Source organism: Nocardia sp. CY41, from assembly GCF_009829325.1.
GTDB lineage: Bacteria > Actinomycetota > Actinomycetes > Mycobacteriales > Mycobacteriaceae > Nocardia.
In genome coordinates this window covers 84848-99876 of record NZ_VUOS01000009.1, presented here as the reverse complement: position 1 = coordinate 99876, position 15029 = coordinate 84848, and the positions used below count along the sequence as shown (strand labels likewise).

The following is a 15029-nucleotide window of genomic DNA, read 5'->3' as shown; positions in this document are numbered from 1 at the left end:
CGACATGAGTACCGCAGTGGTGGTCGGCAGCGGCCCCAACGGCTTGGCCGCGGCGATCACCTTGGCCCGAGCCGGATCGGACGTCACCGTGCTGGAGGCCGCCGACGAGATCGGCGGCGGCACCCGCACCGGCGAGGCGATCGTGCCCGGCCTGCTGCACGACCACTGCTCGGCCATCCATCCGATGGCGGTCGGTTCTCCGTTCCTGCGCGACCTCGACCTGACGCGGTACGGATTGTCCTGGGCGTGGCCGGAGATCGACTGCGCCCATCCGCTCGACGACGGCACCGCGGGCGTGCTGCTGCGCTCGGTCGCGGAGACCGCCGCCGGTCTCGGCAGCGACGGCCGAGCGTGGCGGCTGCTGTTCGAGCGTACGGCCGCGGGTTACGAGCGGATGAGCGGTGACATCATGCGGCCGATGCTGCGCGTGCCACGCCATCCGATCTCTCTGGCCCGCTTCGGGATTCCCGCCCTCGCCCCGGCCGCGCTGCTGGCCGGACTGTTTCGGACCGAGCAGGCCAGGGCGCTGTTCGGCGGCGTCGCGGCTCATGCGTTTCATCCGTTGCACCGACCGCTCAGCGCGGGTATCGGCCTGGGCATCCTCACCGCCGGCCACACCTACGGTTGGGCGGTCGCCGCCGGCGGATCGCGACGAATCACCGAAGCCATGGCAGCGGCCCTCGGTGACCTGGGCGGCAAGATCGAAACGGGCGTTCGCGTGCGGTCGGTGTCCGATCTGCCGACGGCGGATGTGACGATGTGGGACTTGGCGCCCACCGCGGTCGCGGACATCATGGGCGAGCGCCTGCCTCCGCGAATCAGGAAGTCCTACAGCCGATTTCGTTACGGTCCCGGCGCCTGCAAAGTCGACTTCGCCGTGCACGGCGGAGTGCCGTGGACGGCGGAGGCGGCCCGCCGGGCGGGGACGGTGCATCTGGGCGGCACGTTCGCCGAGATCGCCGCGACCGAACGTGACATCCACCGCGGCCGTATGCCCGAACGTCCCTTCGTGCTGGTCGGTCAGCAGTACCTCGCCGATCCGCAACGGTCGGTCGGCGACATCCACCCGATCTGGGCATACGCCCACGTGCCGCACGGATATCGCGGCGATGCGACGGCGGAGATCACCGCCCAGATCGAACGCTTCGCTCCGGGATTCCGCGACCGCATTGTCGGGACGAGCGCGCGCACCGCGGCGGGGTTCGCCGAATACAACCCGAACTACGTCGGCGGCAATATCATGACCGGCGCGAAAGACATCCCCCAGTTGCTGTTCGGACCTCGCGTGACCCTGCAGCCCTACGACGTCGGCGTACCGGGCCACTACCTCTGCTCGGCCGCAACGCCGCCGGGTCCGGGGGCGCACGGCATGTGCGGCGCGAACGCCGCGCAGCGGGCTCTGCGGCGCTCGGGTATCGGATAGTCGTCTCGGTGTCGCCTTTGCCGCCCAGGGCTCTTGTGGCGGCACTCTTCCCGGGTGGGCATCTACGCGCCGCCTGGCCGAGGGCCGTCCGGGTCAGTTTCGGATGCCGAGCGTGCCGGTCCAGGCAGCTGTGTCGAGACCGGCATGCGCGGCCAGTGCGAACATGGCGGCGAGGTCGTTGTCGGTGCGTGGTCGGGGATCGACCTCGGGGTAGTGCTGTGCCTTCAACCGCACCATCGCCACGGCGAAGGATCAAAGCCCGGTTTCGGTGAGAGCGCCATGCTCGGCGTCGTCGATCAGTTGTTCACACAGCTCCGGCATTCCGGTATCGGTGTTGTCGAACTCCAGCTGTTCGGCGATCTCGCCGACGGCACCTGCCCGTGTCGTCAACGCCGAAATGCCGCAATCGAGCCCGTCGTCGGCCAGATCGTCGGGGTAGGGCGCACGGTGCCAGGCCCCCTCGTCGAACCAGTAGATACAGCCGACCATGTAGTCATCGATCAGCTCCTGCAGATAGCGCCGCGGTAACCATTCCGGCGCCCCGGCCAGCAGGTCGATCGCGGGCTCGTACCACTTGACCTTGCTCGATTCGTCCTCTCCGACAAGCACTGCGCGGCCGTCGCCGAACCACTTCAATACCCACCAGGTACAACCGCAGTCGTCCCAGTGCAGGCCGTCGTCGTCGATCCAGTATCCCGAACGATGCTGCTGCGGCTCGCGCTCTTCGTCGCGATCGTAGGTGGCGACCGCGACGGCCGCCCACCGCGCCCACAGCAATCGCGCATCGGGCAGATCGTCGGGGCGCCCGGGCCGGTGTAACTTCCCCAATGTCGGTCTCCTGGTTCGTGTTCGATGTCAGCTCGGGCAGCCGCCCGAGTATCGCGCATACGCGCAGTATCGCCGCCCACCGCACCACCAGGTATTCCCAGTCGGGCGGAAGATCTGCCCGACGACATCCGCCCCGCCGCGACTGCGGCCTGCTCGCGCGTCGCCATGACGTGCCTCCATCATCCGAAGCATCCGACAGCGCAATGAGTCGGTTCGACTGTTGGGGTCCTTCTAGAGTGTGGTGCCTCGTGGCGCCGGAAGGCGGTTTCCTACACCCTGTGTCGCGTGGCGTCCGGCTGGATGCTTGTCCTGTTGCCGGACCGCCGAACAGCAAACGCGGCCGCCGGTTCGAGACAGGAGCATCCTGCGCTCTCGCGTTGACGAGTTGATCTAGCGGCGCTAGATTGCCTAACAATGGTCCTTGCCATCGTCCTCGGTGCTCGTGAACGCCGTCGTCTACGGCACCGACGTGTGCGCGGTGATCATCATGCGCCGCACTGGGGCCGCCATCGCTTTCGCCTGATCAGGCTGATCCGACCAGGAACCCGCTGCGGTCGTACGTGGTCGGGCTGGTTTCCCGTGGATTCGCCAGGGCAATCGGTCACCATGGATGCTGAAAAGACGAGCGGGTCGGCAGACGCGACGCCGAGCAGCGCATCGAGCTCCGGGCGAGTAACACAGGAGGACCTGCGCCGATTGCTGACCACCGACGAACCGAACGCTCGCTTGGTGTTGGAAGAGGGACACCTCAAAGTCGAACCCGGCTCTGAATCCGAGCCGCGCGGAATGCTCCTCCTGTCGCGAGCCGACCTGGCCGACCGGCTCGGGGCCGATCCGGACGACGCCGCGCTCGCCCGAGCCGCCGCCGAGCTGGACGCCGAGGTCCGCCTCCGTGGCGCTTGATCATCCCCCCTGACCAGCGCCGATGCGGAGGTGACAAAGCGCGGGCACCGGATATTTCCGTTGCCCGGCCAGGCGCGGGGCCACCACCATAGCGGTATGGACATCGAATCGTGTTCCGCACTGGCGCCGGGCGTCGTGCCACCCGAACGGATCGAGGTGGACGACCTGCTGTTGCGGCGGTGGCGTCCGGAGGATGTGCGGCCGCGGCTCGAGGCGATCAACGCGTCGTACGACCTCATCCACCCCTGGATGGATTGGCTCCCCGCACCCGCCACCCTGGACAGTCAGCGCGCGTTCGGCCGGGAGACGGACGAGAGCTGGCCCAGCGCCGCCGGAGCCTTCAACTACGGCATCTTCGATGCCGCGGGCACCGTGCTCGGCGCGATCGGCCTGCACGACCGGCTCGGTCCGGGTGCGGTGGAGATCGGCTACTGGTGTCACGCCGCGCACACCGGTCGCGGTGTGATCACCCGGAGTGCAGCTGCCTTGACCCGGATCGCGTTGGATTTGCCCGGCGTAGACCGTGTCGAGATCCGTTGTGACGAGGCCAATGTCCGCAGTGCCGCGGTCGCCCGGCGGCTCGGCTACCGGCTGGATCGGATCGAGCCGCGGGAGAAGCGTGCGCCTGCGGAGTCCGGTCGCGGAATGTTCTGGGTCAAGCAGCGCTGACCGCGCGTTCAGCCGGCTGTCACGACGGAACCCGCCGGGGTGGCGGCGGGTTCGTAGACACCCGCGGGGCGATCGGGCTGGTAGAGCTCCGCGATTTCGGTGGCGTACTTCTCGGCGATCACCCGGCGCTTGAGTTTCATGGTGAGGGTGACTTCGTCGCCACCTGCCTCCCAGAAGGTGGGCAAGAGGCGGAACCGCTTGACCTGCTCCACCCGCGAGAGTCGAGCGTTGCCCGCGGCGATGCCCGCCGCGATTCGGGCGATGACATCCGGATCGGCCGACAAGGTCGCCGCCGAGGCGTCGGCCAGGTTGTGGCGCGCGGCGTACGGTCCGGCGGATTCGGCGTCGAGGACGACGAGGGCGGTGTTGTAGGGACGTCCGTCGCCGAGCACGGCGATGGCGCCGACCAGCGGTGCCGCCGCCTTGATCGCGTTCTCGATGTTGGTAGGGGACATGTTCTTGCCCGCGGAGTTGATGATCAGCTCCTTCTTGCGGTCGACGACGCGGAGACAGCCGTCCTCGTCGATGGTGATCACATCGCCCGTGCGCAACCAGCCCTCGGGGTCGACGGCCTCGGCGGTCTTGCCCGGCTCACCGCGATAGCCTTTCATCACCAACGGGCCGTGGACATGGAGTTCGCCGTCGTCGGCGAGGCGGGCCCGCATGCCGGGCAGCAGCTTGCCCACGGTGCCGAGCCTCGCGTCGGCGGGGTGGCTGACGCTGCAGATGCACGTGAGTTCGGACATGCCCCAGATCTCGGCGATCGGGATGCCGAGGCCGGCGAAGAAGCCGAGCGTTTCGGCCGGGATCGGCGCGGCGCCGGACATCGCCCAGCGGACGCGGTCGAGTCCGAGCTTCGCACGCAAGCCGGACAGCACGAGTCGGTCGGCGCGCGCCCACTCGTCCGCGACCGATTCGGGGACCGGCTGCCCACGCAATTGATGCGCACTGCGTTGGGCGGCCACCGCCAACGCCCACTGCAGCGCCGCCCTGCGGTCCTCGGCGGGTTCGTTCGCGACCGCGAATTCGATTGCCGCCTTGAATTTCTCCCAGACGCGCGGCACGGCGCCCCAGATGGTGGGATGCAGGTCGGCCAAGGCGGCGCTGATCAGGGTGGGATCGGCGACGCAGGTGACCTGAGTGCCGAAGACCTCCTGGAAGTAGAGCGCGGTGAGCCGGTCGGCGATGTGCGCGGTGGGCATATAGGAGGTGATGGTGTCGCCGAACCGGATTCCCAGCACTTGGTCGACGGCGTAGCACTCGAACATCAGGTTCGCGTGCGTCGTCTCCACTCCTTTGGGATTGCCCGTGGTTCCCGACGTGTAGATCAGCGTGGCGACGTCGTCGGGCCCGACCGCGCGCCATGCGGCGTCGAAGTCGAAGTTCGCTTCGCCCGCGGCGATGACGTCGGCGACCGACAAGGTTCCCTCGGGCGCGTCGTCGACACAGATGATGTGGTCGAATTCGACTCCGCTCGCGCGGATCTGCTCGACGAATCGAGGCTCGCACATCACCACGCGCGCACCGGCGTTGCCGAGCACGTAGGCGATCTGCTCGGGTGCTGCGGTGTTGTACACCGAGAAGCTGGTGGCGCCGAGGTGTTGCGCGCCGACCTCGAGCGGATAGAACTCGATGCGGTTGGACATCATCAAGGCCACCGTGTCGCCACGGCGCACGCCCAGCCCCGCCAGCCCGCCGGCGATCCGCCGCACCCGCGCCGCGTATTCGCGCCAGGTGAGGGTGGCAGCGTCCCCGGGTGTCCGGAGTGCGACCGCGTCGGGATCGATGGTCGCGTTGTACTGGAAAGCCGCGGGGAGGGTGTCGAAGCGTGGAGTGCTCACGGGAGTGGGTCCTTCGGATCAGGTGGCGGATGATGTGGCCGGATCGGGCTGAGCGCGAACGTCACGACGAGGTCGTGCGGGCTTCGACCCTGCGCAGCAAGTCGTGCACGCGGTTGTCGCGAGCGAGTGCGCTGTCGAGCACTACGTTGACCGCGCCGCGCAGCAACGCGTACGGCTCCCAGCCGACCGGTGCGATCGTGCGCGCCGCGCGCCGTTCGATGCCGTCGGCGATCGTCCGCGCCGCCTGCTCGGCCGAGATCCGCACGTTCAGCGGCCAGGGCAACAGCTCGTCCAGCTCACGGCCGAGCTCGTCGTGGTCCAGGGTCTCGTGCGTCATGCGGGTGTCGACGATGCCGAAATAGGCGATGCCGGCCGATGCGCCGAAGGGCGCCAGCTCCACACGCAGGGCCCGGCCCAGTTGTTCGACCCCGGCTTTGCTGATCATGTACGGTGCGCCCGCCATGCCGGGTGCGAACGCCGCACACGAGGACACCACGACCACGTGGCCGTGGGCAGCGACGACATGGTCGAGCGCGGGACGCACCGTGTTGAACACACCGGTGAGATTGATGTCCATGACCCGATCGAAGTCCCGTCCGTCGAGCGTGCGCACCGTCGCCGGGCGCGGCACCACGCCCGCGTTCGCCACCACGACGTCCAAGCGGCCGAAATGCTCGGCGGCCCGGTCGACGGCCGCCTGCATCGCCGAGCGGTCGGCGACGTCGGCGGCGACGGCCAGGGTCCGCCCGCCCAGCGCCGCGGCCGCCGCGTCGACCGCGTCTTGATCGACGTCGACGAGAACCACCGAGGCCTGCTTCCGGTGCAACACCGCGGCGAGTTCGCGCCCGATCCCGCGGCCCGCGCCCGTGATCAGCACAACCCGGCCCTCGACCGAATAGCCGCGGCGCCCTCGACCGAGGGTGAGAATGTCGTTGATCATCGGCTGACCTCGTAGGCTTCGATGTCGAATCGGCTGGTGCGCTGCCGGTATTCGAAGCTCCAGTTCGGGTAGAGACCGGCATTGAGCCCGTCGGGCGTCTGGTAGTAGCTCCGGCATCCGCCGGTGAGCCACACCGTCGACGAACTGCGTCGGGCCATCTCCGAGACGAAAGCTTCCTGCGCTTCCGGGCGCACCTCGACGCGGCGAGCGCCGGAAGAGCGCGCGGTGCGCAAGGCGTCGACGATGTAGGCGATCTGGGATTCGATCATGTAGATCGCGGACTGGTTCCCGGCGGCTCCGAAGGGGCCGAGCGTGCAGAAGAAATTGGGGAACCCGGCCACCGCGACACCGAGATAGCTTTGCGGTCGCCGGCGGTAGAGCTGGGCCAGCGTTCGCCCGCCCCGTCCGACGTCACGTTCATAGGCGGTCGGGATAGAGGTGAACCCGGTGCCGAAGATGATGGTGTCCACCGGATGTTCGCTGCCGTCACGCAGCACGATCGAGTGCGGGCGGATCTCGGCGATGGGCTGGGTGACGACCTCGACGTTCGGCTGATCGAGCGCTCGGAGGTAGGTGCCGGAGAAGATGGCGCGTTTGCAGCCGATGACGTAGTCGGGCGTGAGCTTCTTGCGCAGGTCGCGATCGCGAACCTGACGCAGCAACTGCCATCGGCCCAACGCTTCGTAGGGGTGCCGGAAGCGCTGGTCGACCAGCGAGATGAGCCCGAACGTCTCGATCGCCGCGTAGAACCCGCCGCGGATCGCGCGTTGCGCCAGGGGAAGGCGTCGTAGCAGCCGCCGCTCCAGTTCCAGGGTGCGGCGATCCATGCGCGGGACGATCCACGGCGCCGATCGCTGGAACAGCGACAGTTTCGCCACCTTCGGCTGGATCTCCGGGACGAACTGCACGGCCGAGGCGCCGGTGCCGATCACCGCGACCCGCTCGCCGGTCAGATCGTGGTCGTGATCCCAGTGCAGCGAGTGGAACGATGCGCCCGCGAACGAGTCGATGCCCGGCAGCTGCGGGTATTTCGCCTCGGCGAACAGCCCGGCGGCCGAGAGCAGGAAATCCGCGGTGAGCGCCCCGCGCGAGGTCTCGATCCGCCACAGCGAACGCTGCTCGTCCCATCGGGCGTCCAGCAGTTCGGCGCCGAAGCGGATATGCCGGACCACATCGTGTTCGGTGGCCACCGCGCGGATGTAGTCGAGGATCTCGCGCTGCCGCCCGTAGGTGCGCGACCAGTCGGGATTGGGTGCGAAAGAGTAGCTGTAGAGGTGAGACGGCACATCGCAGGCGCAACCGGGATAGGTGTTGGCGCGCCACGTGCCGCCCAGGTCGTCGGCTCGCTCGAGAACGACCAGGTCGTCGAACCCGGCCTCGCGCAGTTTGATCGCCAGGCCGATGCCGCCGAAGCCCGCGCCGACAATGGCGATGGGCGTGTGCTCGATCCGATCGTCCGTCACTGCCGCTTCCTTCCGTGCAGAACCGAGATGAGTTGGTCGACGATCGCGTCCACACGGTGATCCCGCCGGAACGACGTCAAGGGCAATGGCGACGGAAACAGTTGCCGCGTGGTCGATTTGGCGTAGGTGAATTCCTTCAGACCGTCCGGCCCGTGGACACGGCCGAAGCCGGATGCGCCCACACCGCCGAGCGGCAGAGCGGGGATGGTGGCGTGCGCGACGAACGCGTTGATCGAGGTGCCACCGGCACGGATGCGGTCGGCGATGTCGCGACCGTTGCGGCGGGCGAAGACGGTGCCGCCCAGCCCGTACGCGCAGCGGTTCACCAGTTCGACGGCCTCTTCCATGTCCCGGACCTTGGCGACCGTCAGGGTGGGGCCGAAGGTCTCCTCGGTCACCGCGGCCGCGTCCTCGGGCACGTCGACGAGAATGGTCGGCTGGACGAACTGGCGATCGATCGCGTGCGGACCGCCGAGCACCACGCGGGCGCCGCGCGCGACGGCATCCTCGATGTGGCGGCGTATGACGGAGAGCTGCTTCGGCATGGTGATCGGCCCGATCTTCGAATCCGCGGCACCGGCCTGGATCCGGCTCGCCGCCGCCACCAGCTTCGCAAGAAACTCGTCGTAGACGTCGGCATGGACGTAGACGCGTTCCACGGCCAGACAGGCCTGCCCGGCGTTGGACAATCCGCCCCACACCGCCGCGTCGGCAGCGGCGTCGAGGTCGGCGTCCGCGTCGACGATCAGCGCGTCCTTGCCGCCGCACTCCATCAGCACCGGCGTGAGATTCTCCGCGCACGCGGCCAGGACCAGCTTGCCGGTGGTGGTGGACCCGGTGAACCCGATCTTGCCGACGCCGCTGCGGCACAACGCGTTGCCCGTGTCGCCGAGACCGGTGATCACCTGCAGCACCGGCTCGGCGGGTGCGGTGCGGGTGAACGCTTCGGCGAGCCAGAGCCCGACGCCGGGGGTGTACTCGCTGGGTTTGAACACCACCGCGTTCCCGGCGGCCAGCGCGAAGGAGATGGAGCCCAGCGGAGTGAACACCGGGTAGTTCCACGGTCCGATGACACCGACCACCCCGAGGGGAAGGTATTCGACCGTCGCCGCGTGGTTCACCGTCAGCAGGCTCGACGGCACGGTGCGACGGGCGAGCACCTTCTCGGCATTGCGTGCCGCCCATCGCAAGTGTTCGAGCGCCATGGCGATCTCGAGTTTGGCGTCGGAGACCGGTTTGCCCATCTCCCGGTGGATGAGGTGAGCCAGTTCGTCACGGCCCGGGGCGATCTCGGCACGCCACGCGTCCAGATGCCGGGCGCGACCGGCGAAGCCGAGATCGCGCCACCAGGTCGCGGCCTCGTGAGCGGCGGCGACGGTGGTGTCGACGGCGTGGCGATCGTGGATCGGATAGGTGCCGACCACCGCGCCGGTGGCCGGATCGTGCACGTCGAATGTCGACACCACGGACTGCGCGGGGTGGTTGGTGGAGACGCTCATCGGGTCGGCTCGCTCGTTCGGCAACGGATAGACAACGCTGTCCCTTTCGTGTGACGGTCTCAGAGGTCGACCACGAGGTGCTCGCTCGCGGCGCGGGAGACGCAGACCAGCATCTGGTTCTCCCGTTCGGCGGCGGTGAGCACGCGGTCGCGATGGTCGACGGCGCCGGAGACGACCGCGACTTTGCAGGTGCCGCAGAAGCCCTGTCGGCAGGAATAGGCGACGTCCGGCAATTCGCGGTGGATCGCGGTGAGCGCCGTTTCGTCGGCCGCGACCCGGATCGTGGTCCCGGTGCTAGCCAAGGTGAGATCGAATTCCGCGCCGTCGGCGACCGGGAGGGCGGAGAACCGTTCGGTGTGCAACGAGGCGGTCGGGTTGAGTTCGAACAGGCACTGCTGTGCCGCCTCCAGCATCGGCGGCGGCCCGCACACGTACACCGCCGCGCCGGGTTCGGCGCGAGCCAGCAGCGCGGCGACATCCGGCGGCCCGAATTCGTCGTCCGGCCTGACGTCGGCGTCCGGCAGGTCGGTGAGAAACGGCATGGTCTCGCGCGAGCGGCCGACGTACACCAGACGTCCCCGTGAGCCCGCGGCTTCGGCCATCGGGATGATCGGCGTGATGCCGATTCCACCGGCCAGGAACAAGTACGACGGCGCGTCGATGAAAGTGAACGCGTTGCGCGGCCCGCGAATCCGCAGGCGGTCGCCGATCCGCAGCGATTGATGGATCTCGCGCGATCCGCCGCCTCCTTCGGGAATGAGGCGGACCGCGATGCGATACCGGAACCGGTCGCTCGGGTCGCCGCACAGCGAGTACTGGCGCTGACGGCCGGACGGCAGGAAGACGTCCACGTGCGCCCCCGGCCGCCACGCGGGCAGCGGGCCGCCGCCGGCCGCGCGCAGCGTGAGGCTCACCACGTCGGCGGCTTCGCGATCGATCGCGGCGATCGTGGTGTCCGAGTCGAATCCGGTGCGGCGCACCGCGTTCGGGCGGGACAGGAGCGGGGCGGCCCGTCCGGTGACGAACACCTTCCGGTAGATGTCCATGACACCGCCGATCAGCCGCAGTCCCGCGGGCGTCGAGCGGTCTTCGAGGGCGGGCGATCCGTTCATCGGTGCGCCGCCCGCGCCGCCGGTGAGTGCGCGAGGTAGCGCAAGGCTTTGTCCATCGGTCCCAGCTGAGACGGATGGAAACCGGGACGCAGATACCGCGGCATCTCGGTGAAGAAGACCGTCCATTTCGGGATGACGCCGCGCCGGGTCGCGCTCCAGAACTGCAGTCCCCAGAACCGGCCCTTCTCGCTCGACGGGTCCTTTCGGTAGAGGTAGGCGGTCGAGACGATGAACAGCGGCAGCAACGTCGCGCCGGCCAGGATCGCCGTGCGGGCTTTCCGGGCGTAGCTGCCGTCGAGATGCATGAATGCGTCGTAGACGACGCTGCGGTGTTCCACCTCTTCGGCGCCGTGCCACCGGACCAGGTCCAGCATCGCCGGGTGCATGCCTTTTTCCTCGAGGATGTCGGCGTTGAGCAGCCATTCCCCGAGTACCGCGGTGTAGTGCTCCATACCCGCGAACAGGCCGAGCCGTTCCTTGAGCCATTCCTCCCGCGCCCGACCGGTCAAGCCGTGATCGCCGAGGATGCGGTCGACGAGCCAGGCGACCTTCGAGACATACGAGTCGACATCCAAGCCGATCGACTGGAGATGCCTGCGCGCGGCCTCGTGACTGTTCGCGTGCATGGTCTCCTGCCCGATGAACCCCGTCACCTCCTCGCGCAACCGCTCGTCGTCGATATGGGGCAGCGCTTCGGCCAACGCCTGCGCCATCGCGCGCTCCCCTTCGGGCAACACCAGGTGCATCACGTTGACGATGTGGGTGGCCAAAGCCTCGCCCGGCACGTAGTGCATCGGCACGGAATCGAAGTCGAAATGGACGTCGCGCGCATGGATGGCATGCGCTTCGTCGCGATACCGGCGCTGCGTCGCGCCCTCCTGCTCAGCCATGACCCGACCATACATAGCTACAAATCGCATTGCAATGTTGCAGCAACAACGGGGGGAGAATGTTGCAGAAGGGCTCGATTTTGCTAGCGTTGGCCTATGCCCACCGCCTCGAAGGCCGCCACGAGCAGCGAAAACGTCGCCGGCACCCTGGTCACCCGGATCCTGGACGCGGCTCTGGTGCTGTTCGAGCAGGTCGGTGTGAAGAAGACGACGATCGAGGAGGTTGCCAGGAAAGCGGGCGTGGACCGGGTCACGGTCTATCGCCACGTCGGCGGCCGCGACGACCTGGTGCAAGCCGTGATCAGTCGCGAGGTGGCCGCGGTGCTCGCCGAGATCACCGAGATCGCCGAACGCCACGACGACCTCGGTGAACTCGTCGTCGACATCTTCGTCACCGTCATCACCCGCTGGCGCACGAATCCGCTCGTGGAACGCATGCTGACGCTGGAACCGGCGCGCGTGGTCCTCAAACTCACCGTCGACGGCGCGGCTCCGTTCGCGATGTCCGTCCACACGACCGCCGCCGCGCTCCAGCGTGCCGTCGAGCGCGGAATCCTGTCGCCCGCAACGGATCTGACCACCCGCGCGGAGATCGTGTGCCGGATCGTCCACTCGCTGATCCTCGCCCCCCACGGGCTCACCGAACTCGAAACGGACGAGCAATTGGGTGAATTCGCGCGCACTTACCTGGTGCCGGTGGTGGCCGGACCGCATGCCGTGACGGGCTGATCCAGAAGGGTCGCGGAAGCCGTGTGCTGCAGGTGAATGCTCGGTTCCGCGTGCCGCAACAACATTCGATGGCTTGTAGGGTGTGCCCGGAGTCGGAAGCATGTCCGGCGCGGGCGCTAGGGAAGGGCAGCAGGGATGTCGGACGCTTCGGTCGAGGTGCTCCTGGACGACTTCGAGAGCAAGGACAAGTGGGAACTCGCCGGAGCCGGGGCGGACCGGACCCATCTCACGACGTTCGCCGAAGGCGCGCCGAGTAAACGGCCCGGCGTATATGCCGACGGCGGCGCGGGCGCCGACCACCGTGCGCTCGTGCTGCTCATGCGATCGGCCACCGACGGCCTCGAAGTCGACCTCGTGGCAAAGCCCGGCCGGGCGTTGTCGATCCCAGGGCGGTTGGCGGCCCTGAACCTGTGGGTGCGTTCGCCGCACGCGTCGATCCGGGTGTCCGCGCGACTGCGTGGCACCGGACAGGACGAGCGCGAACTGGTCCTGGGAGGCGTCCCCGCGACCGGCGAATGGCGGCGTCTCGAACACGAACCGGCCGATCCCGTGGACGACGGCGAAGTCGTCGCTCTGACGATCCGACTCACCCAGGTGGTGAAGCAGGAAGGGGAGGTCATGATTCTGCTCGACGACCTGACTGCCCACACCACGGACTAGCAACGGTCGGAACACGGGCGCGAATTCGGCAGCCCGTATCTACTTCCAGCGGATTCCGGATCGGTGTGCCGTTGACGAGCGCCCCGACGAATCCGTTCCCACGCCCTCGTCGGCGGCATGCTTCGGTGCGCCTGCGGCGCACGGCATCTCCGTGATTCCGGCGCCGGATCCTGACCATAGCGGACATCTCGTCCGCACCGATGGGCCAGGTTGATCACACGATGAATAGCGAAAAGTGTGCTGTTCGCAGTATTCGCGGGCGGGCGACTCGGGTGACCTGCGTGCACCGAACGGGTCGCCGGACATCGTCCCTCTGATCACGTCACGAACGTAGTTCCGTGCGCCACCGCGCTTCTGGTTGCTGTCGACCCCGGACAAGTACCTCGACGATCTTGCCATCCAGAACGCTCCAGCCAACGAAGAGATGAGGTAGCTGAACGTTGACTGTGTGCTGAGCGTGAAGGAGGAGGGGTGGCGAACGCGATGACCTGCAAGGTAGCTGTCGTCGGAGCGGGCTTCGGCGGCATCGGGATGGGGGTCGCGCTGCGACGAGCCGGGATCACCGATTTCGTGATCTTCGAGCGGGGCGGCGACGTCGGCGGCGTCTGGCGGGACAACACCTATCCAGGGTGCTCCTGTGACGTGCCGTCGCATCTGTATTCGTTCTCCTTCGCGCCCTACCGCAGTCGGCGCATCCGGTTTCCGAGCCAGGCCGAGATCCTGGAATATCTGCGTGAGGTCGTCGCCGCCCACGGTTTGGCGTCGCATCTGAGATTGGGTACCGCGATCGACGAAGCCAACTATTCGGAAACCCGGGGCGGCTGGGAACTGGTCACGTCCGAGGGGCAGCGCGTGCACGCGGAAGTGGTGGTTTTCGCCGTGGGGCAGCTGCACCGGCCGAACATCCCCGATCTTCCCGGCCGAGCTGATTTCGCAGGACCGTCCTTCCATTCCGCGCGCTGGGACCACGGACAAGACCTATCCGGGCTGGAGGTGGCGGTGATCGGCACCGGTTCGAGCGCGGCCCAGATGCTGCCGACGCTGGCCGCGGCCGCCCGGCGTGTCCGCGTCTTCCAGCGCACGCCGCACTGGGTGCTGCCCAAGCCTTCGGCCGATTTCGGGCCGCTCGCCCGAGCGGCGCTGCGGCTGCCCGGCGCTCACCACATGTATCGCCGAGCGCTGTACTACGGCGCCGATGCCGTGCTCGCGCCGATCATGCACCGGGGCTGGTCGGCGCGCCCCGCCGAATGGGCTGCCCGACGGTATCTGCGCAGCCGGATCGCGGATCCGCAGCTGCGCGCGAAACTCACTCCCGACTATCCGATCGGGGGTAAACGCATCATTTTCGACAGCCACTACTACTCGACATTGACGCGCGAGAACGTCGAGCTGGTCACCGCTCCCATCAGCCGGATCACCCGGGACGGACTGCGCACCGCCGACGGCGCGCACCATCGGGCCGACGTGATCGTCTACGCCACCGGTTTCCGTGCTCCGGAATTCCTGGTCCCGATCACCGTGCGCGGGCGCGGGGGAGCGCTGCTGCACGACGAATGGCGCTCAGGCGCGGCAGCTCTGCTGGGTGTGGCGGTTCCGGGTTATCCGAACGCGTTCCTGATCGCGGGACCGAACAGCTTCAATTCCGCGGGCAGCAACCCGGAAATGAAAGAATGCCAGATCGACTACATCGTCCGTTGTCTGCGCTGGCGGGACCGGATCGGCGCGTCCGCCGTCGAAGTCCGGGCAGGCGCGATGCGGGCGCACCGGCAGTGGATCGAGGCCGCCCTCGCGAAGACGGTGTGGCCTGCCATGGGGCCGAGCTGGTACAAGCACGAGAGCGGGCGCGTCACCAATCCGTGGCCTGCGTCGGCTCGCGCCTTCGACCGCGCCTTACGGCGACCGCCGTCCGAATCGTTCCGCGTCGTCTTACCTGCTCCGGCGACTCCGGACGGAAAACTCCCGAAGCGAGTGAAGCGGAGGAGGAATCGTGCCCGGCGGCGGCCGTCCGCGCCGGAGCCGACCGCGTGGATCGGCACCGAATGAGCGGGCTCGATCCCGCGCGGTTCCCTTCG

General features: G+C 68.1%; 14 protein-coding genes. 6 read left to right on the top strand and 8 right to left on the bottom strand.

Translation table 11 applies throughout. The annotated features are described in order from the left end of the window. The first annotated feature begins 4 nt into the window (after positions 1 to 4). On the top strand, positions 5 to 1423 hold the full coding sequence (locus tag GVY64_RS11485; RefSeq protein WP_159840507.1) for a phytoene desaturase family protein: 1419 nt from the start codon (positions 5 to 7) through the stop codon (positions 1421 to 1423). A gap of 93 nt (positions 1424 to 1516) precedes the next feature. On the opposite strand, the gene GVY64_RS37775 is transcribed toward GVY64_RS11485, so the two are convergent. Further along, positions 1517 to 1660, bottom strand: coding sequence for a hypothetical protein (locus GVY64_RS37775; protein WP_236566755.1), 144 nt, complete (start codon positions 1658 to 1660; stop codon positions 1517 to 1519). Between the two features lie 15 nt (positions 1661 to 1675). Continuing rightward, positions 1676 to 2251 (bottom strand): hypothetical protein, encoded by a 576-nt coding sequence (locus tag GVY64_RS11480; protein WP_236566754.1) that lies wholly within the window; start codon positions 2249 to 2251, stop codon positions 1676 to 1678. Positions 2252 to 2980: 729 nt separating this feature from the next. On the opposite strand from GVY64_RS11480, the gene GVY64_RS11475 reads away from it, so the two are divergent. Beyond that, a complete protein-coding gene (locus GVY64_RS11475; protein WP_236566753.1) occupies positions 2981 to 3154 on the top strand; it encodes a hypothetical protein in 174 nt (57 codons plus the stop codon). A gap of 96 nt (positions 3155 to 3250) precedes the next feature. Continuing rightward, positions 3251 to 3823 (top strand): GNAT family N-acetyltransferase, encoded by a 573-nt coding sequence (locus GVY64_RS11470; protein ID WP_159840505.1) that lies wholly within the window; start codon positions 3251 to 3253, stop codon positions 3821 to 3823. Positions 3824 to 3831: 8 nt separating this feature from the next. Here GVY64_RS11470 and fadD11 read toward each other — a convergent pair whose 3' ends face one another. The 6 genes from fadD11 to GVY64_RS11440 form a co-directional block, all read right to left on the bottom strand. Then, the gene (gene fadD11, locus GVY64_RS11465) at positions 3832 to 5664 is read right to left on the bottom strand and encodes a fatty acid--CoA ligase FadD11 (protein ID WP_159840504.1); all 1833 of its coding nucleotides are present in this window, start codon (positions 5662 to 5664) and stop codon (positions 3832 to 3834) included. A 61-nt stretch (positions 5665 to 5725) separates the two neighbouring features. Then, complete coding sequence (locus GVY64_RS11460) at positions 5726 to 6604, bottom strand: short-chain dehydrogenase/reductase (protein ID WP_159840503.1); 879 nt, start codon at positions 6602 to 6604, stop codon at positions 5726 to 5728. Further along, a complete protein-coding gene (locus GVY64_RS11455; RefSeq protein ID WP_201297978.1) occupies positions 6601 to 8067 on the bottom strand; it encodes a flavin-containing monooxygenase in 1467 nt (488 codons plus the stop codon). The genes GVY64_RS11460 and GVY64_RS11455 overlap by 4 nt, the downstream gene beginning before the upstream one ends. Beyond that, positions 8064 to 9566 carry an aldehyde dehydrogenase family protein gene (locus tag GVY64_RS11450; protein WP_159840502.1) on the bottom strand — a complete coding sequence of 501 codons (1503 nt, stop codon included), beginning with the start codon at positions 9564 to 9566 and terminating at the stop codon, positions 8064 to 8066. The genes GVY64_RS11455 and GVY64_RS11450 overlap by 4 nt, the downstream gene beginning before the upstream one ends. A 59-nt stretch (positions 9567 to 9625) precedes the next feature. After that, positions 9626 to 10678: a PDR/VanB family oxidoreductase gene (locus GVY64_RS11445; protein ID WP_159840501.1), complete on the bottom strand. Its 1053-nt coding sequence runs from the start codon at positions 10676 to 10678 to the stop codon at positions 9626 to 9628. Beyond that, positions 10675 to 11568: a metal-dependent hydrolase gene (locus tag GVY64_RS11440; RefSeq protein WP_159840500.1), complete on the bottom strand. Its 894-nt coding sequence runs from the start codon at positions 11566 to 11568 to the stop codon at positions 10675 to 10677. The genes GVY64_RS11445 and GVY64_RS11440 overlap by 4 nt, the downstream gene beginning before the upstream one ends. A gap of 96 nt (positions 11569 to 11664) precedes the next feature. Here GVY64_RS11440 and GVY64_RS11435 point away from each other — a divergent pair, with 96 nt between their 5' ends. From GVY64_RS11435 to GVY64_RS11425, 3 genes are all read left to right on the top strand, one after another. Further along, the gene (locus GVY64_RS11435) at positions 11665 to 12297 is read left to right on the top strand and encodes a TetR/AcrR family transcriptional regulator (RefSeq protein ID WP_159840499.1); all 633 of its coding nucleotides are present in this window, start codon (positions 11665 to 11667) and stop codon (positions 12295 to 12297) included. Positions 12298 to 12432: 135 nt separating this feature from the next. Beyond that, on the top strand, positions 12433 to 12957 hold the full coding sequence (locus tag GVY64_RS11430) for a hypothetical protein (protein WP_159840498.1): 525 nt from the start codon (positions 12433 to 12435) through the stop codon (positions 12955 to 12957). A 471-nt stretch (positions 12958 to 13428) separates the two neighbouring features. Continuing rightward, positions 13429 to 15000: a flavin-containing monooxygenase gene (locus GVY64_RS11425; RefSeq protein ID WP_236566752.1), complete on the top strand. Its 1572-nt coding sequence runs from the start codon at positions 13429 to 13431 to the stop codon at positions 14998 to 15000. Positions 15001 to 15029 lie beyond the last annotated feature (29 nt).

Coding starts and splice junctions, on each gene's coding strand:
- GVY64_RS11485 (WP_159840507.1), top strand. CDS start 5: ATGAGTACCGCAGTGGTGGTCGGCAGCGGCCCCAACGGCTTGGCCGCG.
- GVY64_RS37775 (WP_236566755.1), bottom strand. CDS start 1,660: ATGGTGCGGTTGAAGGCACAGCACTACCCCGAGGTCGATCCCCGACCA.
- GVY64_RS11470 (WP_159840505.1), top strand. CDS start 3,251: ATGGACATCGAATCGTGTTCCGCACTGGCGCCGGGCGTCGTGCCACCC.
- GVY64_RS11460 (WP_159840503.1), bottom strand. CDS start 6,604: ATGATCAACGACATTCTCACCCTCGGTCGAGGGCGCCGCGGCTATTCG.
- GVY64_RS11450 (WP_159840502.1), bottom strand. CDS start 9,566: ATGAGCGTCTCCACCAACCACCCCGCGCAGTCCGTGGTGTCGACATTC.
- GVY64_RS11445 (WP_159840501.1), bottom strand. CDS start 10,678: ATGAACGGATCGCCCGCCCTCGAAGACCGCTCGACGCCCGCGGGACTG.
- GVY64_RS11440 (WP_159840500.1), bottom strand. CDS start 11,568: ATGGCTGAGCAGGAGGGCGCGACGCAGCGCCGGTATCGCGACGAAGCG.
- GVY64_RS11435 (WP_159840499.1), top strand. CDS start 11,665: ATGCCCACCGCCTCGAAGGCCGCCACGAGCAGCGAAAACGTCGCCGGC.
- GVY64_RS11430 (WP_159840498.1), top strand. CDS start 12,433: ATGTCGGACGCTTCGGTCGAGGTGCTCCTGGACGACTTCGAGAGCAAG.